We start from the raw sequence: 20,816 nt of genomic DNA on the forward strand, positions 1-20,816 counted from the left end.
GCGTAGCAGTCGCCGGGGCGACTACACGCCCGCGTAGGAGTGCTTGCCGCTGACGAAGATGTTGACGCCGTAGTAGTTGAACAGCCAGCATCCGAAGGCGAGCAGCGCCAGGTAGGCGGCCTTGCGGCCCTTCCAGCCGGCCGTGGCGCGGGCGTGCAGGTAGCAGGCGTAGGCGACCCAGGTGATGAACGACCAGGTCTCCTTCGGGTCCCAGTTCCAGTAGCGGCCCCAGGCGTCGCCCGCCCAGATCGCGCCCGCGATGATCGTGAACGTCCACAGCGGGAAGACGGCCGCGTTGACCCGGTAGGCGAACTTGTCGAGCGAGGCGGACGCGGGCAGCCGCTCCAGCACCGAGGTGGCGAAGGAACCCGGCTTGCCGCCCGCCTGCAGCTTGCTCTCGTACGCGTCCTTGAAGAGGTACAGGAGCGTGGCGACCGCGCCGACGTAGAACACCGCCCCGCAGAAGATCGCGGTGGAGACGTGGATGTACAGCCAGTACGAGTGCAGCGCGGGGACCAGCTGGTCGCTCGCGGTGTACAGCACGGTGACGGCGAGGCCGAGGTCCAGCAGGACCGTGGTGATCAGGAACAGCCCGAGCCAGCGCACGTTCTTCTTCAGGGCCAGCAGCGCGAGGTACACGCCGACGGCGACCGTGGAGAAGGTGATGTTGAACTCGTACATGTTGCCCCACGGCGCCCGCTGCACGGAGGCCGCGCGGGAGGCCACCCCGGCCAGCTCCACGAGGAAGGCGAGCGCGGTGAGCGAGACGGCGATCCGTCCGTAGAGGTCGCCCTGCGCGTCACCGCCGTGCGCGCCGGGGCCGTCCGGCACGTCCCGGGCGCCGGACGCCGAGCGGACGACGACCTTCGGCCGCTCCAGCACGGCGGTGCCGCCGGCCTGCTTGACCGTGACCGCGGGCGCCGCGGCGGTCGTGGGCCGCGCCGTCAGCGCGGCGGCCGTCCGGGCGACCTTGCTGCGGCTGCCGAAGAGCCATTCGGCGATGTACGCGAAGAAGGCCAGGGTGTACACGGCCATCGAGGAGTAGATCAGCGTGTTGCTGATGCTCGCCAGGTGCTCGTTGGTCGCGGAGGCGAGGTCGGTTGCGGCGGCGAGAGTCACTTCTCAGCCCCTTCGGCAGGTACGGCGGAGGATTTCGCGGAGGCGCCGGCGGAGGCGCCGGTCGAGGGGTCGGCGGAGGCGCCGGTCGAGGCGCCGGCGGAGGCATCGGTCGACGGGCCGGCGGAGGCACCGGTCGAGGCGCCGGCGGAGGCATCGGTCGAGGGGCCGGCGGAGGCGCCGTCGGGGTCCCGGGGCGATCCGTCGTCGGGGGCGGCACCCTCGGTGTCGTCGGGGGCGGCCGCAGCCGGTGCCCGGTCGTAGAGGACGCCGGCCAGGTCGCCCAGCTCCTCGGGCAGCCTGGCGGACTCGCTGCGGCCGAGCCCGGCCATCTCGACGACCGTCACACCGTCGGCGCCGCGCACCGCCCGCACCCACACGCGGCGGCGCTGGATGAACAGGGACGCGGCCAGACCGAAGATCGCGGCGAAGGCACCGCCGAGCGCCCAGCCGCCGCCCGGCTCCTGGACGATCTCGAAGCCGGCCCACTCCTTGATGTCCTTCTCGAAGGTGATGGACCCGGCGCCGTTCGGCAGCCGCATCGAGTCGCCCGGCTTGAGCAGCTTCTTCAGCAGCTGGCCCTTGGCGTCCTTGAACGGCTTCATGTGCTTGGTGTTCAGCTGGTACACGCTCTGTGGGATGCCCGAGTCGACGCCCAGGTCGCCGTGGTAGGCGTTCACCGCGAGCAGCGGGTTCACCAGCGCCGGGAACTGCGAGAGCATCGTGCCGCTCTTCGCGTCGAAGGTCGGGACGAAGAAGGCCTGGAAGCCGAGCTGGTCCTTTTTGCCCTGGGCGTCGCGGTAGCCGTCCATCACCTTGACCACGCCGTTGGAGCTGACGTTGCCGTCGAGCGGCAGCAGCGGTACGGCGTCGTGGTAGACGACCTTGCCCTTGCCGTCGCGGACGGTGACGACGGGCGCGTAGCCGTGGCTGACCAGGTAGACCTTGGAGTCGTCGATCTTCAGCGGCTGGTTGACCTTGACGGTGGTCGACCGCTCCTTGCCGTACGCGCCCCTGCTGTAGGTGATCCTCGCCTCGAAGGTGCGCGGGGTGCCCCGGTTGGGGCCGCTGACCTCGTAGGTGCCCTTGAAGTCCTTGAGGTCGAAGCTGAACGGCACGAGGTCGTCGTTGCGGAACAGGCTGCCGGACTTGAAGTCGTCGTACATCGGCAGCGCGTTGGAGAAGCCGTCGCCCTCCACCATCAGCTTGGTGCCGTCGGACTTGAACATCTGGCCCGAGGCGAAGGCGACCAGCAGCACGATCAGCGCGATGTGGAAGACGAGGTTGCCCACCTCGCGCAGATAGCCCTTCTCGGCGGCGACGGCGTCACCGGCGACATGGGCGCGGAAGCGGCGCTTCTTCAGCAGGGCGAGCGCGGCCTCGCGGACCTGCTCGGGATCGGCCTGCGTGTGCCACGTGGTGTACGCGGGCAGCCTGGTCAGCCGCTGCGGGGCGCCCGGCGGCCGGCCGCGCAGCTGGCCGACGAACTGCCAGGTGCGCGGGATGATGCAGCCGATGAGGGAGACGAACAGCAGGATGTAGATCGCGGAGAACCACACCGAGCTGTAGACGTGGAACAGGCCGAGCTTGTCGTAGACCGGCGCCAGCGTCCCGTGCGTCTTGCGGAAGTCCTCGACCTTGGCCGCGTCGGCACCGGTCTGCGGGATCAGCGAGCCGGGGATGGCGCCGAGCGAGAGCAGCAGGAGCAGCAGCAGCGCGACCCGCATGGAGGTCAGCTGCCGCCAGAACCAGCGGGCCCAGCCGATCACGCCGAGGCCCGGCAGGCTCACCGGCTCCTCCCGGGGCGCGGTGGACAGCTGGGAGCCCGCGGCGCCCAGCTCCTCCTGCTCCAGGCTTTCGGACGCACCCGGGGAGTCGCCGGGCTGGGTCCTGGAAGTCGTGCTCATCGAGTCAGATCCCCACACTGAAGCCGTTGGACCAGGTCTGCATCTGCTGCACGAGACTGTCCCACGCCCCGGTCAGCAGCAGCACACCGGTCAGGATCATCATGCTGCCGCCGATCCGCATCACCCAGACGTAGTGGCGCTTGACCCAGCCGAAGGCGCCGAGCGCCTTGCGGAAGGCGACCGCGGTGAGCACGAAGGGAACACCGAGGCCGATGCAGTAGGCCGTCATCAGCACGGCACCGCGCGTCGCGCTCGACTCGTGGATGGAGAGGGTGTTCACCGCGGCGAGCGTCGGGCCGATGCAGGGCGTCCAGCCGATGCCGAACAGGGCACCCAGTACGGGCGCGCCCAGCAGGCCGGTCGTCGGCCGCTTGTGGAAGCGGAACTCGCGCTGGGTGAACCAGGGCATCAGCCCCATGAAGAACACGCCCATGAGGATCATGAGCACGCCGAGCACCCGGGTCAGGGTGTCCTTGTACTCCTGCAGCGTCCAGCCGAAGAAGCCGAACAGCGCCCCGCTGGAGACGAACACGGCACTGAAGCCGAGGACGAACAGGGAGGCGCCGCCGACCATCCGGCCCCGCCGGGCATCACCGAGATCGGTGCCGGCGACCCCGGTGACGTAGGAGAGGTATCCGGGCACCAGGGGCAGGACGCACGGGGAGAAGAAGGAGACGAGGCCGCCGAGCAGGGCGATCGGCAGCGCGACCAGCAGCGCGCCGCTCTTCACGGTCTGGTTCTCCGCGGCGAGCGTGAGGAGTGCGCTCACGTCACTTCTCCGCCAGAACCGGCTTGACCATCTTCAGCAGGGCGGTGTCGTCGAGCGGCTCCAGCGCACGCGCCGCGACCTTCCCCTCCTTGTCGATGACGAGCGTGGACGGGACCAGCTGCGGGTTGAGGGTGCCCTTGCCGAAGCGGAGCATCAGCTTGCCCGTGGGGTCGTACAGGCTCGGGTAGCCGATCCCGTGCTCCTTCTCGAAGGCGACCGCGGGGGTGGTGCTGGTGTCCCGGGTGTTGATGCCCACGAACTGCACACCCTTGCCGGCGTAGTCCCCGGACACCTTGGCGAAGTACGTGGCCTCCTCGCGGCACGGCCCGCACCACGAACCCCAGACGTTGACGACGACGACCTGCCCCTTGTAGTCGGCGACGTCCAGGGTCTTGCCGTCGATGGTCCTGCCGGACAGGTCCGGTGCCGCGGCCCGCTTGCCCCGGGGCGCGGTGTCGACGCCGTTGTGGCCGGTGACGAAGTGGGTGTCGCCACCGCCGCCGGACGTACCGCCCTCGCCGCACGCGGACAGGGTCAGGGCGGACAGGGCGGCCACGGCGCTGAGCAGGACGGCGCGGCTACGGGTACTCATGTGAAAAGTTTCGCATGCCTGTTCCGGCGATCTCGCGCGCCCCCCTGCCGGGCGGAAAACCGCATTTCAGGGCGTATTTACACGGGACATTTCGGGCGCTACGCCCGGACCGCGCTCAGGCGGCGTTCGAGGAGGCCGACTTGGCGTCCCGCAGGAACTCCTTCCAGCCGCCGGTGGGCCGCTGCCCGACCTCCAGCGTCCGGAGCCGGGCGAGCACCTCGGGCTTCTGCACGTCCATCCAGTCCACGAACTGCCGGAAGGAGACCAGACGCACGTCCGCGCCCTTCTCCTTCTCCCGGGCGATGTGCGTGAAGGCCTCCTCGACGGAGTCCATGTAGATGCCGCCGTTCCACTGCTCGAAGTGGTTGCCGATGAAGAACGGTGCCCGGTTTGTCTCGTATGCCCGCTGGAATCCCTGGATGTACGCCTGGGCGGACTGCTTCCGCCAGCCCGGGTAGTTGTAGGCGGGAGCCTTGGTCGAGTTGACCGACTGGTTGGCGAGCATGTTGTAGTCCATGGACAGGACCTCGAAGGAACGTCCGGGGAAAGGTATCTGCTGAAGCGGCAGGTCCCAGATGCCCATCCGCTTCACCGGCCACGTCTGACGGCCGCCCGGCGAGGAGGCGTCGTAGCGCCAGCCCAGCTCGCGGGCGGTGGGCAGCAGGTTGTTCTGGCCCAGCAGACAGGGCGTGCGGCCGCCCACCAGTTCCTTGTCGTAGTCGAAGGGCAGCGACGGCAGATCGGTCCAGCCGCTGTTGGTCCGCCACTCCTTCACGAACGCCTTGGCCTGCCGGATCTCGCTCTGCCACTGCTGCGGGGTCCAGTTGCCGACCGTGCCGCTGCCGGCGCAGAAGTGGCCGTTGAAGTGGGTGCCTATCTCGTGGCCCTCGAGCCAGGCGCGGCGGACGTTGGCCAGCGTGGCCTTGATGTGCTCGTCGGTGAGGTAGCCGATGTCGGAGGCGCCGCGCGGGTTGTTCGGGGGCTCGTACAGCCGCTTCTTCGACTCCGGCAGCAGATACAGCCCCGAGAGGAAGAACGTCATGCTCGCGCCGTGCCGCTTGGCGAGGTCCAGGAAGCGCGGGAAGAGTCCGTTGCCGACCTCGCCGGCGCCGTCCCAGGAGAAGATCACGAACTGCGGCGGGGTCTGCCCCGGCTCGAGCGGCTCGGGCTTGGCCGGCTGGTGCGGCTGCCTGCCGGTGAAGGAGGTGGAGCCGTCGCCGATGGGCCGGGCCGGGCGCGTGCCGTTCTTCCCGTCCGGCTTGCCCCCGCCCTTGCCGGAACCGTCCGGATGCCCCGCGCCGTCCGAGGACTTGAGGCCCCCGCAGCCGGCGAGACCGGCGGCGGTCGCCGCGCCCGCGCCGAGGCCGAGTACGCCTCGCCGGGAGAGGGTCCGGGAGATGGTGGGCATGGAGATCCCCGATCGTCGCGCCTGCTGCTGGTCACCCACTGAGAGGGCGCGACGATCGGGAAGGTTCCGTTCATTTGTGTGCTTTTCGTAACGGCTACCGTAAAAGCCCGTCAACCCTTGCCAAACGGGCCGTCAGAAACGGTCGTCCGTCAGGCTCCGAAGGCCTTTCCCTGGGCCGTGCCCCGGCCCTTCTGCGGCTTGGCACCGGCTCGCAGATGGGCCGGGACGAGATCGATGGCGGGCTCGCTGTAGCCCACCGACACGATCCTGTCGCCCTGGTAGGTGAACGTCGTCAGGGAGGCGAGCGTGCACTGCCGCTTGCGCGGATCGTGCCACAGCCGCCGCCGCTCGACGTACGACCGCACGATCCAGATCGGCAGCTGATGGCTGACCAGCACGGCCTCGCGCCCGCGCGCCTGGTCCCTGGCCGCGTTCAGCGCGCCCATCATCCGCACGACCTGGTCGACGTAGGGCTCCCCCCAGGACGGCCGGAACGGGTTGACGAGGTGCTTCCAGTTGTCCGGCTTGCGCAGGGCGCCGTCCCCCACGCCGAAGGTCTTGCCCTGGAAGACGTTCTCCGCCTCGATGAGCCGCGCGTCGGTGTCCAGGTCGAGACCGTGCGCCTTGGCGATCGGGGTGGCGGTCTCCTGCGCCCGCTCCAGCGGGGAGGCGACGACGTGGGTGACGTCCCGGGAGGCGAGGTGCTCGGCGACCCGGTCGGCCATCTGCCGGCCCAGCTCGGACAGGTGGTAGCCGGGCAGCCGGCCGTAGAGGACCCCGTCCGGGTTGTCGACCTCGCCGTGCCGCATCAGGTGGACGACCGTGACGTCCTTGCGGCCGGCCTCGCCGGTGTTGCCGGTGCTGTTGCTCACGCGGTGGCCTCCGCAGCCGCCCGGGCCGCCGCCGGAAGGGCGTCGGCGATCGTCTGGATGGCCCGCTCGTCGTGGGCCGTGGACACGAACCAGGACTCGAACGACGACGGCGGCAGGTAGACGCCGTTCGACAGCAGCGAGTGGAAGAACGCGGTGAAGCGGAACGACTCCTGCCGCTTGGCGTCCTCGTAGTCGCGCACCTGCCGGTCGGTGAAGAACACCGAGAACATGTTGGAGGCGGTCTGCAGCCGGTGCGCGACGCCCTCCTTGCTCAGCGCCTCGGTGACGAGGGACTGGATCTGCGCCGAGACGACGTTCACCTTCTCGTAGGCGGCGTCGTCGAGGAGCCGCAGCTGGGCGAGCCCGGCGGCGGTGGCGACCGGGTTCCCGGAGAGGGTGCCGGCCTGGTAGACCGGCCCGGCCGGGGCGAGGTGGGCCATGACGTCGGCGCGGCCGCCGAAGGCGGCGGCGGGGAATCCGCCGCCCATGACCTTCCCGAAGGTCATGAGGTCGGCCGCGACCCCGTCGACCCCGTACCAGCCGCTCCTGCTCGTACGGAACCCGGTCATCACCTCGTCGGAGATGTACAGGGCGCCGTTCTTGTGGCAGGCGTCCCGCAGCCCCTGGTTGAACCCCGGCTCCGGCGGCACGACGCCCATGTTGCCGGGCGAGGCCTCGGTGATGACACAGGCGATCTCGCCCGGGTGCCGGTGGAAGGCCTCCTGCACGGCCTCCAGGTCGTTGTACGGCAGCACGATCGTGTCGCCGGCCTGGGCGCCGGTGACTCCCGGGGTGTCGGGCAGCGCGAAGGTCGCGACACCGCTGCCGGCCGCGGCGAGCAGCGAGTCCACGTGTCCGTGGTAGCAGCCGGCGAACTTGATGACCTTGGTGCGCCGGGTGAACCCGCGGGCCAGGCGGATGGCGGACATGGTGGCCTCGGTCCCGCTGCTGACCAGCCGGACCTGCTCGACCGGGGCCACCCGGGCGACGATCTCCTCGGCGAGCGCGACCTCGCCCTCGCCGGGTGTGCCGAAGGACGTGCCGCGGGCCACCGCGTCCTGCACGGCGGCGATGACCTCCGGGTGGGAGTGTCCGAGGATCATGGGACCCCAGGAGCACACGAGGTCGACGTACTCGCGCCCGTCGGCGTCCGTGAGCCAGGCCCCCTTTCCGGACACCATGAAGCGCGGGGTGCCGCCGACGGCGCGGAAGGCGCGCACCGGGGAGTTCACGCCACCGGGCGTGACCACGGAGGCACGGTCGAAGAGCGCCTGGGAGGCGGGCGCATCGTAGGGATAGGGCGTTTCGCTCAGGGCACTCATGGCGTGCGACTTCTCCGACTTCTCGGACTCCGGTTGCGTGGTGACCCCCTCAGGGTAGGCCGCACCCGGCTGGACAGCGGTCGGCCTCGGGGTCAAAGCGGTGCCATCCGCCATCTGCGAGACTGAGACCTGATACACACGGCTCGTACGCACGTAATGATCAGGGGCCGGTGGTTCCCCGTGGACTGTTGTTCCACCGCACGTTTCGGCGGGCGGCCGTGGGGGAGGTCACTGACACGATGATCGGGTTGCGCGGCGGGGGCCACGCGTCCTAGAAAAGCAGTCGGGTGGAGATATGCATCGCGGTGGCGGACTGGGCGAGGGGACCGATGACCTGGGTCCTCGGCGTGCCCGGCGGGGAAGGCACCGGCGCGACGCGGAGGAAGCGACCGAAAAACGTCAGACTGACGCACGTCAGACACAGGGTGTACCGAGTGAGCCCGAGCGGTACGACCGGCAGCTCGACCGCGAGACCGACCAGCAGCTGGAGCGCCGGCTGGACCGACCGGTCGACAGCCGGCTCGACCAGCGGGTCGATCGCCTCCGGGCGGGGAGCAGGAATGGTGGTCGGGTGGGGGTGACGTACAAATACTTCGGCGCGCCGGACGGCGCGACCGCGGCCCGGGTCCCCATCTCGATGCGCCCCGAGGAACTCGGCGGCGACGAGCTGGGCATGAACGGCATGTTCACCAAGATCAAGCCGGAGACCATGGCCGCGATGGTGCTGACCGGCATCGAGGGCGTGCCCCTGCACAAGGTGCCGCCCCTCGAACTGGTCGTCCTGCACCCCGACTACGCCGTCGTCAAACTCCCCATGACGGTCGTCGACCCCCTGCGCGGCATAGGCGAGGAGGCGGTCGGCGCGGCAGCCTTCATCTGGTCGACGGTCCCGGACCGGGGCGGCCCACGGGACGCGTTCAACGTGTACCAGCTGCTGCACGAGTGGCAGGACTTCTCACACCGGCTGCATGAGGCGGGGCATCAGCCGTATTGCCTTGTGTGGCCCTGAGCTGGGGTTTCGTGAGGGGCGGGCGGGGTCTTCGGGCCTCGCCCTTTTCCGTGCCGGGGAACGACCGCCCGGCGGCCCGGGCACATCGAGGGCACACGGGTCCTGCCGGGGCACTGGCATGTCCTGAGCCTCTGCTGCCGGGGCCGCCCGGAGGTGTCTCGCCCCGCGCTCGCGGGGTGACGTCGGCCGCCGATCACGGCGGCGCGGGAACAGCACCGTGACGCCGGCGTCGTCGTCGCCGGCCCGCAAGGACTCGGGGCCGCGCCCAGGCCGCACAGACCACGATCAGTAGCGCGGGTGATGGGGGTACCGGCGACGGCCGCGGTACGGCAGAACGGGGCCCGACGGTCAGTGGGAGCGGCGGCCGCGGAACGGCGCCCGACGACCCGCGCGGGGCGGTCGGTGGGGAGCGGCCGCCGTGGGGCGGTCGGCACCGCGCCGCCCCGCATGTCACGCTGGTACGGATCCGCACGGCGCCGACATCATCGACCCTACGTATTGTAGGGTTCCCAACCGCCAGCGACCACACGTCCGTTCATCGGGGGAGCCATGCAGGACACGGAAGCGGAGCCCACTGCGCGGGTCGGTGTCCGCAGTCTCGCCCCGACGCTGACCGTGCTGGTCGTCAGCCTCGTGATCGCCGCCGTCGGGGTGTACGAGCTGTGCGGCTTCGGGCTGCACAGCCTCGACCGGCGCCCGCACCTGTTCAGCGACGGCCTCGCGACCGGCGGGGTGATCGTCGCCGTGGTGGCGGCCGGCGCGGCGGTGGGCAACCTGGCCTGGTCCCTCTCGGCGGCCCGGCGCCGTTCCGACCTCTGACCCGCGACGGCCGACGGCGACTGACCTCTGACGGCTGCCGAGGACCTCTGACCTCTGACGGCTGGCCTCTGACGGCTGGCCTCAGGCGGCCGCCGGGGACCTCTTACCCTGACGGCTGGCCTCAGGCGGCCGCCGAGGATCTCTGACCTCTGACGGGTGGCCTCTGACGGCTGCCGAGGACCTCTGACCTCTGACGGGTGGCCTCTGACGGCTGACCCCAGGCGGCTGCCGAGGATGTCTGACCCCTGACGGCTGACCCCAGGCGGCCGCCGAGGACCTCTGACCTCTGACGAGTGGCCTTTCACGGCTGGGGGTGACCTCTGACGGGTGACACGCGGCCCGAGACGGCCGCTGATGACCCGGACCTTCCTCAGCCACCACCGGTCCCCGCGAAACCACCGTTCCCCGAGGACCCGTCGCTCACCCCGAAACCGCCGCTCACCGTGAATCCGATGACCGCGCCGCCGCCCTCGCGCCGGTAGGCGAACGGTGCTCCGCCATGGGCCATGGCGACCTCGCGGACGATGGACAGGCCGAGCCCCGAGCCGGGCTGGGAGCGTGCGTCGGCGGCCCGGTAGAAGCGGTCGAAGATGCGGATGAGGTCGCCGTCGGCGATCCCCGGCCCCCGGTCCAGCACCTCCACGCGCACGGTTCCCGGCCGCGCCGGCCCGGTCACGGCGACCTCGATCGGCGCGTGGCCGTCCCGGTCGAACTTGGCCGCGTTCTCCACCAGGTTGGACAGGGCCCGCTGGAGCATCCCGGCCCGCCCGTCGGCCGTCGTGTCACCGCTCGCCCGCAGCACGATCTCCCGGCCGGTGCGCCGCCTGGCCAGCCCCACCACGTCCTCGGCGATGTCGGCGAGGTCCACTCGCTGCGGCGGCTCGGCGTCGGACTCCCCGGCGGCGAGGTCGACCAGCTCGTTGACCAGGTCGGTCAGTTCCCGGGCCTCCTGGGTGAGGTCGGCGACCAGTTCCTCCCGGGTGGCCGGCGGCAGCTCGTCGATCCGGCGCAGCAGCGAGATGTTGGTCCGCAGCGAGGTCAGCGGCGTACGCAGTTCGTGCCCCGCGTCCTGGACGAGCCGCCGCTGGTCCTCCTCGGACTGGGCGAGCCGGCCCAGCATGCGGTCGAAGGCGCGCCCGAGCCGCCCCACCTCGTCCAGCCCCGCGACCGGCACCTGGATGCCCAGTTGCCGGGTGCGGGCCACGTTCTCCGCGGCGGACGTCAGGATCACCAGCCGCCGGGTGATCCGCCGGGCCAGCCACCAGCCGAACAGGCCGGCACCGACCACGACCGCCGCCATCAGGATCAGCGTGCGCTGCTGCAACGCCCGCAGCAGGTCCTCGGTGTCGCTGAACTCCTGCGCCACCTGGACCGCGCCCCGGCCGTCGCCGAGCGAGACGGTGGCGATGCGGAACAGGTCCTCGCCGACCCGTACGTCCTTGTGCTCGACGACCTTCCCGGCCGGCTGCGCGAGGGCCATGGCCCGGTCGCGGGAGGTGACAGGCAGCGCCGGGCTGCCGTGGTCCACGATCTGTCCCCGCGCGCCGAGCACCTGGACGTCGGTGCGGGCGGGCCGGACCAGGTCGTGACCGGGACGGGAGGAGGAGAAGTCCTCCGGGACCATCTCGTGCTGCCGTACCTCGTCCCGGACGTCCTGCGTGACCTGTGTGAACACCGACTGCTGGTCGACGCGGACCAGGCGGGCGGCGGAGCTGTAGGACAGGATGCCGACGAGGATCGTGACGGCGGCGGTGACGGCCGCGAAGGACACGGCGAAGGTGGTGCGCAGGGAGACGAGCTTGGGACGGCGCGGGATCGGCGGCCGGCGCGGGCGGCCCACTCAGTCCTCCCGCAGCACGTAGCCCACGCCCCGGACGGTGTGGATGCGCTGCGGGGCGCCGGGCTCGTCCAGCTTGCGGCGCAGATAGCCGACGTAGACGGCGAGGTTCTTGGAGCCGGGCCCGAAGTCGTAGCCCCAGATCCGGTCGTAGATCGTCGCGTGGTCGAGCACGATGCCCGCGTTGCGCACGAGCAGTTCCAGCAGCTCGTACTCGGTGCGGGTCAGTTCCAGCTCGCGCCTGCCGCGCCAGGCCCGGCGGGCCTGCAGGTCCATGCGGATTCCGGCGGCCTCGAGCTGCCGGCCGGAGACCTGGCCCTCGGGCCGGCCGGACTCCGTGACGCCGCCGCCCGTGCCGTGACCACCGCCGTCGGCGGCGTCGCCCGCCTGGGCCGGCACCGGGCTGGTGCGGCGCAGCAGGGCCCGCAGCCGGGCGAAGACCTCTTCCACGTCGAACGGCTTGACCACGTAGTCGTCGGCACCGGCGTCGAGGCCGGCGATGCGGTCGGCGGTCTCCACGAGGGCGGTGAGCATGAGGATCGGGGTGCGATCGCCCTCGGCGCGCAGCACCCGGCAGACCTGCAGGCCGTCGATGCCGGGCATCATCACGTCGAGCAGGAGCACGTCCGGCGGGTTCTTGTGCGCCTGCGCCAGCGCCTCGACGCCGTCGGCGACCGCCGTCACCTCGTACCCCTCCAGGGTCAGGGCACGCTCCAGGGCATGGCGGATGGCACGGTCGTCTTCGGCGAGCAGCACAGTCTGGGACACGCCTCCAGTCTGCCAAGGCCTACGGCGCTCCGGCCGGGGCGGGCGAACCTGCGATCACCCTTTTTACCGCCCTCTCACCGTCACACCGCCACCGGCGGGCCACGGCGTCCGCCCGCCCGGGACGGCACCCTCGACCGGCAGCGGCCTCCGGCTCCGCCCGGGACGGCACCCTCGACCGGCAGCGGCCTCCGGCTCCGCCCGGGACGGCACCCTCGACCGGCAGCGGCCTCCGGCTCCGCCCGGGACAGCGCCCCGGGCCGCCGGCGACAGCACCCTCGACCGGCGGCGCACCGGCGGCACCGGCAGCCCTGGCCGCCCTGGCTCCGCCCCGGGCGGATCACGGCCGCAGCGCCGCCAGCCGCTCGGCGAACGGGACGACGGAGGCCTCGGCCCGCCGCGGGGCCCTCGCCAGGGCGGAGGACAGTTCCTCCGCCGCCCGCTCGATCCGCTCGGCCAGGCCCGCCGCGCCCCAGTCCTCGGACGCGGCGTAGACGCCGGTGGGCATCACGACGGCCCGCAGATAGGCGAACAACGGCCGCAGCGCATGCTCCAGCACCAGCGAGTGCCGCCCCGTACCCCCGGTGGCCGCGACCAGCACCGGCTTCCCGGTCAGCGCGTCCTTGTCCAGCACATCGAAGAACGACTTGAACAGTCCGCTGTACGAGGCGCTGAACACCGGCGTGACGACGATCAGGCCGTCGGCCCCCGCCACCGCTTCCTGCGCGGCGGACAGGGCCTTCCCGGCGAACCCGTTGGTGAAGTTGTGCGCGATCTCGACGGCGAGGTCACGCAGTTCGACCACCTGGACGTCCACCGGCGTCCGCCGGTCCACCGCGGCGGCCAGCCGGTCGGCCAGCAGCCGGGTGGAGGACGGGACGCTCAGTCCCGCGGACACGACGACGAGCTTCATACGGTGGTCGCCTCCTTCGCGGCGAGCAGTGAGCGGTGGGTCGGGGCCTCGGGCGTGTCCGCCGGGCGCCCCTTCGCGAACTCCTTGCGCAGCACCGGTACGACCTCCTCGCCGAGCAGGTCGAGCTGCTCCAGCACGGTCTTCAGCGGCAGCCCCGCGTGGTCCATCAGGAACAGCTGGCGCTGGTAGTCGCCGGCGTACTCGCGGAAGGCCAGCGTCTTCTCGATGACCTGCTGCGGGGAGCCGACCGTCAGCGGGGTCTGCTCGGTGAAGTCCTCCAGCGAGGGCCCGTGGCCGTACACCGGCGCGTTGTCGAAGTACGGCCGGAACTCCCGTACCGCGTCCTGCGAGTTCTTGCGCATGAACACCTGGCCGCCCAGGCCGACGATCGCCTGCTCCGGTGTGCCGTGCCCGTAGTGGGCGTACCGGGACCGGTAGAACTCGACCATCCGCCGGGTGTGGTCGGCGGGCCAGAAGATGTTGTTGTGGAAGAAGCCGTCGCCGTAGTACGCGGCCTGCTCGGCGATCTCGGGCGAGCGGATCGAGCCGTGCCAGACGAACGGCGGTACGCCGTCCAGCGGGCGGGGCGTCGAGGTGAACCCCTGCAGGGGCGTGCGGAACTTGCCCTCCCAGTCGACCGTGTCCTCGCGCCACAGGCGGCGCAGCAGCGCGTAGTTCTCGACGGCGAGGTCGATGCCGTCCCGGATGTCCTTGCCGAACCAGGGGTAGACCGGTCCGGTGTTGCCGCGGCCCATCATCAGGTCGACGCGCCCGTCGGCCAGGTGCTGGAGCATCGCGTAGTCCTCGGCGATCTTCACCGGGTCGTTGGTGGTGATCAGGGTGGTGGAGGTGGACAGGATCAGCCGGTCCGTCCGGGCCGCTATGTAGCCGAGCATGGTGGTCGGGGAGGACGGCACGAACGGCGGGTTGTGGTGCTCACCGGTCGCGAAGACGTCCAGGCCGACCTCCTCGGCCTTGAGCGCGATGGCGACCATGGCCTTGATCCGCTCGCGCTCGGTCGGAGTGGCCCCCGTGGTGGGGTCCGGCGTGACGTCGCCGACCGTGAAGATCCCGAACTGCATGGTCGCTCACCCTCCATGTTGTTGACGGTTCAACTATACCGCCAACGGTCCCCCTCTCCCGCATATTCCGGCCCGCCCGGACAGAGAGGAAACGGCCCCGCCCCGGTATGCCCCGCGAGCCACACGCCGGGCGCCCTCCAAGAGGTGACACGGCCGCGTGCGAAGCTGCCCCCCATGCCGATCCTCCGCTCAGCCGCCCTCTTCGTCGTCGCCGCACTGTTCGAGATCGGCGGGGCCTGGCTGGTCTGGCAGGGCGTGCGCGAGCACCGCGGCTGGCTGTGGATCACGGGAGGTGTCCTCGCCCTCGGCGCGTACGGCTTCGTCGCCACCTTCCAGCCGGACGCCCACTTCGGCCGCATCCTCGCCGCCTACGGCGGGATCTTCGTGGCCGGCTCGATCCTGTGGGGCGTGGTCGCCGACGGCTACCGCCCGGACCGCTGGGACATCGCCGGAGCGCTGATCTGCCTCGCCGGCATGGCCGTGATCATGTGGGCGCCGAGGAACGGCGCCTGAGGCTCGCCTACGCTGGGAGGAGCCCGACCCGACCGCGTTCCGACCCCAGGAGCAGCCCATGGCCGCCGCAGTCCCGTCCGCCGCCTCCCGCATCGCCGTCGTCACCGGTGCGAGCAGCGGCATCGGCGCCGCAACCGCCCGGCAGCTCGCCGAGTCCGGCTACCGCGTCGTCCTGACCGCCCGCCGCAAGGACCGCATCGAGGCGCTCGCCGAGGAGCTGACCCGGGCGGGCCACTCGGCGGTGGCGTACCCGCTGGACGTGACGGACCGCGCGGCGGTCGACGAGTTCGCCACGGCCTTCGAGACGGTCGGCGTCCTCGTCAACAACGCGGGCGGCGCCCTGGGCGCCGACCCGGTGGCCACCGGCGACCCGGCGGACTGGCGCACGATGTACGAGACGAACGTCATCGGCACCCTGAACCTCACCCAGGCCCTGCTGCCGAAGCTGGAGGCGAGCGGCGACGGCGTGGTCGTGGTCGTCTCCTCGACCGCGGGCCACGGCACGTACGAGGGGGGCGGGGGCTACGTCGCCGCCAAGCACGGCGCCCATGTGCTCGCCGAGACCCTCCGTCTGGAGATCGTCGGCCGGCCGGTCCGGGTCGTCGAGGTCGCGCCCGGCATGGTCAGGACGGAGGAGTTCGCGCTCACCCGCTTCGGCGGGGACACGGAGAAGGCGGCGAAGGTCTACGAGGGCGTCGCCGAGCCCCTCTCCGCCGACGACGTGGCCGAGACGATCACCTGGGCCGTCACCCGCCCCAGCCACGTCAACATCGACCTGCTCGTCGTCCGCCCCCGGGCCCAGGCCTCCAACACCAAGGTGCACCGGGAGCGGTGACGGCCGCGCGCCCCGGACGCGAGGGGTGACGGGACGGGCGCCAGTGGTGCGGGGAGCGCGTCACGTGCCGTGTCCGCTCCCGGCCGGACCGTGTGCCCGAAGGCCGGCCGGGCCGTGCCGTCATGCCCACGGCCAGGGCGGCCACGAGGGCGGTCACGCACGGTCACGCGGGCGGGCACGAGAACGATCAGGACGGTCGTCGGGACCCTCGCCCGCCTTCCACCGCACGGCTGCCGGGACCGGCAGCGGGGCGGCCCGGTGCCGGGCCGCCCGGCTGCCGTGGCCAGCCCGCCGGCGTGGCCAGCCCGGTGCCGGGCCGCCCGGTGCCGTGGCTAGCCCTTCACGCAGACGACCTGCTTCAGCTTCGCCACCACCTCGACCAGGTCCCGCTGCTGGTCGATGACCTGGTCGATCGACTTGTAGGCGCCGGGGATCTCGTCGACGACACCGGAGTCCTTGCGGCACTCCACGCCCCGCGTCTGCTCCTCCAGGTCCTTCGTCGAGAAGCGCCGCTTGGCCGCGTTCCGGCTCATGCGCCGACCGGCGCCGTGCGAGGCCGAGTTGAAGGACCTGTCGTTGCCGAGGCCCTTCACGATGTACGACCCCGTGCCCATCGAGCCCGGGATGATCCCGTACTCACCGGACCCGGCCCGGATCGCGCCCTTGCGGGTGACGAGCAGGTCCATGCCCTCGTACCGCTCCTCCGCCACGTAGTTGTGGTGGCAGGAGATCTCCGGCTCGAAGGTCGGCCGGGCCTTCTTGAACTCCCGCCGGACCACGTCCTTCAGCAGCGCCATCATGAGCGCGCGGTTGTGCACGGCGTACTCCTGCGCCCAGAACAGGTCGTTGCGGTAGGCCGCCATCTGCGGGGTCTGCGCGACGAAGACGGCGAGGTCCCGGTCGACCAGGTTCTGGTTGTGCGGGAGCTTCTGGGCCACGCCGATGTGGTGCTCGGCGAGTTCCTTGCCGATGTTGCGGGAGCCGGAATGGAGCATCAGCCACACCGAGCCCTCCGTGTCCGTGCACACCTCGACGAAGTGGTTGCCGCCACCGAGTGTGCCCATCTGCTTCGACGCGCGCTCCCGGCGGAACCTGACCGCCTCGGCGACCCCGTCGAACCGCCCCCAGAAGTCGTCCCACCCGCCGGTGGCCAGCCCGTGGAAGCGCTTCGGGCCGATGGGGTCGTCGTGCATCCCGCGCCCCACCGGGATGGCCTGCTCGATCCCGGAGCGCAGCCGCGACAGGTCGCCCGGCAGGTCGTTCGCCGTCAGCGACGTGCGCACCGCCGACATCCCGCAGCCGATGTCCACGCCGACCGCCGCCGGGCACACGGCGCCCTGCATCGCGATGACCGAGCCGACCGTCGCCCCCTTGCCGTAGTGGACGTCCGGCATCACGGCCAGGCCCTTGATCCACGGCAGGGTGGCGACGTTCTGCAGCTGGCGCAGCGCCACGTCCTCGACCGTCGAGGGGTCCGTCCACATCCGGATCGGGACCTTCGCGCCCGGCATCTCCACGTACGACATACGTTCCTCATTCCCCCGACAAAGACAGCAGATGGCTCAAAAGCGGCAAAACGCAAATACGGCGCCAAGGTCCAGGAAAGAGACAAGGGACCGGCGTCCACGGCAGTGCGTGCGATACACATTGTCTGCAGGGGGCGCCCCACCCCGGCAAGCGAATAACCAGCGGGGACACTGGAGCACCGGGCGATCGGCCACCACCGGGTCGCACCCCGCCGAGAGGAGACCGACCGTGCAGCGCAAGGCGTACGTATCCGGCACCGCCGCCCTCCTCGCGGCGCTGCTGGCCGGATGCACCGGCGGCTCCGGGGGTGGCAGCCCGACGGACGACGCCAACCCGGGGGACGCCGGCACGGCCGTGGCCACCGCCCAGCCCGGCAAGTACCGCACCCTGCCCGAGCCCTGCGCCGCGGTGGGCCACGACACGCTCGACGCGCTGCTGCCCGGTGCCCGGCAGATCACCGACCCGGCCCAGCGGGAGAAGGCCTACCGGGGCGAGGCCGCGCTCACCTACGACACCGACCGCAAGGTCGGCTGCCACTGGAAGGTGGAGTCGGCCACCGCGACCGACCGCCTCTCGGTCGACTTCGAGCGCGTGGTGTCGTACGACAACGCGGTCAGCGACGACGACCAGGCGGGGAAGCTGTTCCAGGAGGCGGAGACGGCGGCCGACCTGCCCGAGCCGAGCGGCACCGGCACGGCGCCGGGCACCCCGACCGCCTCCCCGTCGCAGTCGGGCCCCGCGAGCGACGGGGCGACGCCCTCGGGCTCCCCCACCGGATCTCCCACCGCCTCCCCCTCCGGCTCGGCCTCCGGCTCCGACTCCGCCGCGGGTCCCCCGGCCGGCGCCGGCCCGGCCGAGCTGCAGCCGCGCACCCTCCCCGGTCTCGGCGACGAGGCGTACCTGGACGACCAGCTGAGCACCTCCGGTTCGACGGCCGAACCGCGGACCGTGACTGTGGTGTTCCGCACGTCCAACGTCATCGTCACCATCCAGTACGAGGAGCAGCCGACGGCCACGGGAACGGCCCCCGACAGCAAGGAAATGCAGGACAGGGCCCGTAACCTGGCCTCTCAACTGGCCGACGCACTAGGCGGCTGACGCCTCCCGCGGTCCCCGCCGGCCCCAACCGTGAAGCAGTCGAACGGAAGCCGCACATCTCCTTCACCGCGTACCGTGGGGCCCCGCAGGAACCCGCACGAACACCGAGCGTCACGAGTGAAGGAACCATGCAGCGAGCAGCCCAGCGAGACGACCGTGCCCAGCGAGACCAGCGAGCCAAGCGCCTTCGCCGCGCGCTTGTCTGCGCGGCGGCCGTTCCCGCCGTACTGATCACCGCCGCCTGCTCCTCGGGCTCGGGCGACTCCAAGGCCATGAGCGGCGACGGCTCCGTCCAGCAGTCCGCGGGCGGCTCGGACCAGCCCTCCGCCAGCGCCTCCCCGACCGTGCAGGCGGCCGCGTACAAGAAGCTCCCGGACCCGTGCGGGGTGCTGTCGAAGAAGACCCTCACCGATCTGGTGCCCAAGAGCGGCAAGGCGGGCAAGAAGGGCGGCTCGGACAACCCGTCCTCCCGTGCCTCCTGCGCGTGGAGCAGCCTGGACAACAACGGCGTCAAGGGCTCCCAGTTCCGCTGGCTGAACGTCTCCCTGCTCCGCTTCGACTCGGACGCCACGCGGGGCTCCGGCGACGCGCAGGCGCACGCGTACTTCACCCGGCAGGTCAAGGACGCCCAGGCGGTGGACGGCGCCAGGAGCCCCAAGGTGGTCCCGCTGTCCGGCACGGGCGCGGAGGCGACCGCGGTGCGCTACGACCTGAAGAAGAAGGAGGGCCTCTTCAGGCAGCAGACGGTCGTGGCCCGGGTCGAGAACGTCGTCGTCACCCTCGACTACAACGGCGCCGGCCTGGCGGGCGAGAAGACCCCGGGCGCGAACGACCTGGCGAAGGCCGCGGAGAAGGCGCTCAAGGAGGCGGTCGCGTCCGTCTCGGCGGCCAACGGTGAAGGTTCCGGGCAGAGTTCGTCCCCGACGGCTGCCACCTCCCCTTCCGCGGCGGCCTCGAAGTCGCCGTCCGGGCCGGCCGCCAAGTCGCCCTCCGCCCGGGCCTCCGCGTCCAGGTCGGCCGCCGGCAAGAACTGAGGCGGCGGGCCGGAAGGCCCGACCGGCACCACGTTCGCCGCACACGTGTGCCACTCTGTTGCGCGCAACAACACGCAATGGGAGGGGAGTACGAGTGGCCGCGCCACTGCAGCTGACTCGGATGCACCGCATTCTCATCGGTGTGGTCGTGACCGGCGCGCTGATCATCGCCGGCATCGGCTTCGCCGGTTCGTACGCGGCCGTCCGTGAGCTGGCCATCAAGAAGGGCTTCGGGAACTTCTCCTACGTGTTCCCGGTGGGCATCGACGCGGGCATCTGCGTCCTGCTGGCCCTGGATCTGCTGCTGACCTGGATCCGCATCCCCTTCCCGCTGCTGCGCCAGACGGCGTGGCTGCTGACGGCGGCCACGATCGCCTTCAACGGCGCCGCCGCCTGGCCGGACCCGCTGGGCGTCGGCATGCACGCGGTGATCCCGGTCCTCTTCGTCGTGGCCGTCGAAGCGGCCCGCCACGCCATCGGCCGCATCGCGGACATCACGGCCGACAAGCACATGGAGGGCGTCCGCCTCACCCGGTGGCTGCTCTCCCCGGTGCCGACGTTCCTCCTGTGGCGCCGGATGAAGCTGTGGGAACTGCGCTCCTACGACCAGGTCATCAAGCTGGAGCAGGAACGTCTCGTCTACCAGGCCCGGCTGCATTCCCGCTTCGGCCGGGCGTGGCGCAGGAAGGCCCCGGTGGAGTCGCTGATGCCGCTGCGCCTGGCCCGCTACGGCGTCCCGCTGGCCCGGACGGCCCCGGCGGGCCTGGCGGCGGCCGGCATAGAGCCGGAGCTCCTGCCGCCCGCGCCCGAGCTGCCCCGGCCGGCCGCGGCCACCGCGCGGCTCGCGTCCGGAGCGGCCCCGGCCCCGAGCGGCCGTGCCGAGGGGGCGGCCGCCGTCCCGCGGCAGGCGGCGCCTCCCGGCGGGCAGCCCCCCGAGCCGCCCGAGGACGAGCAGAGCCCCTGGTTCCAGGCTCCGCGCGAGATCGAGTACCACGGCGGCTACGACCCCGCCTACGAGCCGCCCCCGGAGCCCCAGTACGAGCCCGAGGAGCAGTACGAGGACTGGTACGAGGAGCAGCCCCCGGGGCAGTTCCAGCAGCCCTCCCCCGAGGAGACCGGCAGCTTCCCCATACCGGTGGGCCCGAACCGCACCCGGGAACTCGGCGGGGGCGGCGGCCTCCCGGAGGTGGAGCCGACCGAGGAGGACTTCTACCTGGTCTTCCGCAAGTCGATCGACGGCAGCTACCCCACCGCCGCCCAGCTCAGGGACGACGTCGAGGCGACCTTCGGCGTGGCGCTGCCCAAGGGGGAGGCCGAACGGATGGTCAACCGCTTCACCAACCGCCACACGGCGGAACTGCAGGAAGACCACATCGCCTGAACCACGCGCACAGGAGC

At 71.6% G+C, this 20,816-nt stretch carries 19 protein-coding genes; 7 read left to right on the forward strand and 12 right to left on the reverse strand.

Going from position 1 to position 20,816, the window contains the following annotated elements:
* Positions 1 to 21: 21 nt before the first annotated feature.
* From ccsB to hemL, 7 genes are all read right to left on the reverse strand, one after another.
* A complete protein-coding gene (ccsB, locus tag ABVB68_RS09530; protein ID WP_353600439.1) occupies positions 22 to 1,119 on the reverse strand; it encodes a c-type cytochrome biogenesis protein CcsB in 1,098 nt (365 codons plus the stop codon).
* A complete protein-coding gene (gene resB / locus ABVB68_RS09535; RefSeq protein WP_353600440.1) occupies positions 1,116 to 3,023 on the reverse strand; it encodes a cytochrome c biogenesis protein ResB in 1,908 nt (635 codons plus the stop codon). The genes ccsB and resB overlap by 4 nt, the downstream gene beginning before the upstream one ends.
* 4 nt (positions 3,024 to 3,027) lie before the next feature.
* The gene (locus ABVB68_RS09540) at positions 3,028 to 3,792 is read right to left on the reverse strand and encodes a cytochrome c biogenesis CcdA family protein (protein ID WP_353600441.1); all 765 of its coding nucleotides are present in this window, start codon (positions 3,790 to 3,792) and stop codon (positions 3,028 to 3,030) included.
* Between the two features lies 1 nt (position 3,793).
* Positions 3,794 to 4,384 carry a TlpA family protein disulfide reductase gene (locus ABVB68_RS09545; RefSeq protein WP_353600442.1) on the reverse strand — a complete coding sequence of 197 codons (591 nt, stop codon included), beginning with the start codon at positions 4,382 to 4,384 and terminating at the stop codon, positions 3,794 to 3,796.
* Between the two features lie 115 nt (positions 4,385 to 4,499).
* A complete protein-coding gene (locus tag ABVB68_RS09550; protein WP_353600443.1) occupies positions 4,500 to 5,792 on the reverse strand; it encodes a polysaccharide deacetylase family protein in 1,293 nt (430 codons plus the stop codon).
* 149 nt (positions 5,793 to 5,941) lie between these two features.
* Positions 5,942 to 6,601 (reverse strand): histidine phosphatase family protein, encoded by a 660-nt coding sequence (locus tag ABVB68_RS09555; protein ID WP_353600492.1) that lies wholly within the window; start codon positions 6,599 to 6,601, stop codon positions 5,942 to 5,944.
* Positions 6,602 to 6,660: 59 nt separating this feature from the next.
* A complete protein-coding gene (gene hemL / locus ABVB68_RS09560; RefSeq protein ID WP_353600493.1) occupies positions 6,661 to 7,977 on the reverse strand; it encodes a glutamate-1-semialdehyde 2,1-aminomutase in 1,317 nt (438 codons plus the stop codon).
* A gap of 580 nt (positions 7,978 to 8,557) precedes the next feature.
* Between hemL and ABVB68_RS09565 the strand changes: the two genes are divergently transcribed.
* Positions 8,558 to 8,995 (forward strand): hypothetical protein, encoded by a 438-nt coding sequence (locus tag ABVB68_RS09565; RefSeq protein ID WP_003974483.1) that lies wholly within the window; start codon positions 8,558 to 8,560, stop codon positions 8,993 to 8,995.
* 549 nt (positions 8,996 to 9,544) lie between these two features.
* Complete coding sequence (locus ABVB68_RS09570) at positions 9,545 to 9,814, forward strand: hypothetical protein (protein WP_353600444.1); 270 nt, start codon at positions 9,545 to 9,547, stop codon at positions 9,812 to 9,814.
* A 370-nt stretch (positions 9,815 to 10,184) separates the two neighbouring features.
* Here the strand turns inward: ABVB68_RS09570 and ABVB68_RS09575 are convergent, their stop codons facing one another.
* The 4 genes from ABVB68_RS09575 to ABVB68_RS09590 form a co-directional block, all read right to left on the reverse strand.
* Positions 10,185 to 11,654, reverse strand: a complete 1,470-nt coding sequence (locus ABVB68_RS09575; RefSeq protein WP_353600445.1) for a sensor histidine kinase — start codon at positions 11,652 to 11,654, stop codon at positions 10,185 to 10,187.
* Positions 11,655 to 12,407, reverse strand: coding sequence for a response regulator transcription factor (locus ABVB68_RS09580; protein ID WP_503006057.1), 753 nt, complete (start codon positions 12,405 to 12,407; stop codon positions 11,655 to 11,657).
* 349 nt (positions 12,408 to 12,756) lie between these two features.
* Complete coding sequence (locus ABVB68_RS09585) at positions 12,757 to 13,329, reverse strand: FMN reductase (RefSeq protein WP_353600447.1); 573 nt, start codon at positions 13,327 to 13,329, stop codon at positions 12,757 to 12,759.
* Positions 13,326 to 14,411 (reverse strand): LLM class flavin-dependent oxidoreductase, encoded by a 1,086-nt coding sequence (locus tag ABVB68_RS09590; RefSeq protein ID WP_353600448.1) that lies wholly within the window; start codon positions 14,409 to 14,411, stop codon positions 13,326 to 13,328. Before ABVB68_RS09590 ends, ABVB68_RS09585 begins: the two co-directional genes overlap by 4 nt.
* 174 nt (positions 14,412 to 14,585) lie before the next feature.
* On the opposite strand from ABVB68_RS09590, the gene ABVB68_RS09595 reads away from it, so the two are divergent.
* Positions 14,586 to 14,924, forward strand: coding sequence for a YnfA family protein (locus tag ABVB68_RS09595; protein ID WP_353600449.1), 339 nt, complete (start codon positions 14,586 to 14,588; stop codon positions 14,922 to 14,924).
* 58 nt (positions 14,925 to 14,982) lie between these two features.
* The gene (locus ABVB68_RS09600; RefSeq protein ID WP_353600450.1) at positions 14,983 to 15,759 is read left to right on the forward strand and encodes an SDR family NAD(P)-dependent oxidoreductase; all 777 of its coding nucleotides are present in this window, start codon (positions 14,983 to 14,985) and stop codon (positions 15,757 to 15,759) included.
* A 332-nt stretch (positions 15,760 to 16,091) separates the two neighbouring features.
* Here ABVB68_RS09600 and ABVB68_RS09605 read toward each other — a convergent pair whose 3' ends face one another.
* Complete coding sequence (locus ABVB68_RS09605) at positions 16,092 to 17,285, reverse strand: RtcB family protein (RefSeq protein ID WP_353600451.1); 1,194 nt, start codon at positions 17,283 to 17,285, stop codon at positions 16,092 to 16,094.
* 229 nt (positions 17,286 to 17,514) lie between these two features.
* On the opposite strand from ABVB68_RS09605, the gene ABVB68_RS09610 reads away from it, so the two are divergent.
* The 3 genes from ABVB68_RS09610 (at position 17,515) to ABVB68_RS09620 (ending at position 20,799) form a co-directional block, all read left to right on the forward strand.
* Complete coding sequence (locus ABVB68_RS09610) at positions 17,515 to 18,384, forward strand: DUF3558 domain-containing protein (RefSeq protein WP_353600452.1); 870 nt, start codon at positions 17,515 to 17,517, stop codon at positions 18,382 to 18,384.
* Positions 18,385 to 18,512: 128 nt separating this feature from the next.
* Positions 18,513 to 19,418 (forward strand): DUF3558 family protein, encoded by a 906-nt coding sequence (locus tag ABVB68_RS09615; RefSeq protein ID WP_353600453.1) that lies wholly within the window; start codon positions 18,513 to 18,515, stop codon positions 19,416 to 19,418.
* 121 nt (positions 19,419 to 19,539) lie between these two features.
* A complete protein-coding gene (locus tag ABVB68_RS09620) occupies positions 19,540 to 20,799 on the forward strand; it encodes a DUF2637 domain-containing protein (RefSeq protein WP_353600454.1) in 1,260 nt (419 codons plus the stop codon).
* Positions 20,800 to 20,816: the final 17 nt, after the last annotated feature.

The sequence above is a fragment of the Streptomyces sp. NPDC096012 genome (assembly GCF_040426375.1).
Classification (GTDB): Bacteria; Actinomycetota; Actinomycetes; order Streptomycetales; family Streptomycetaceae; genus Streptomyces.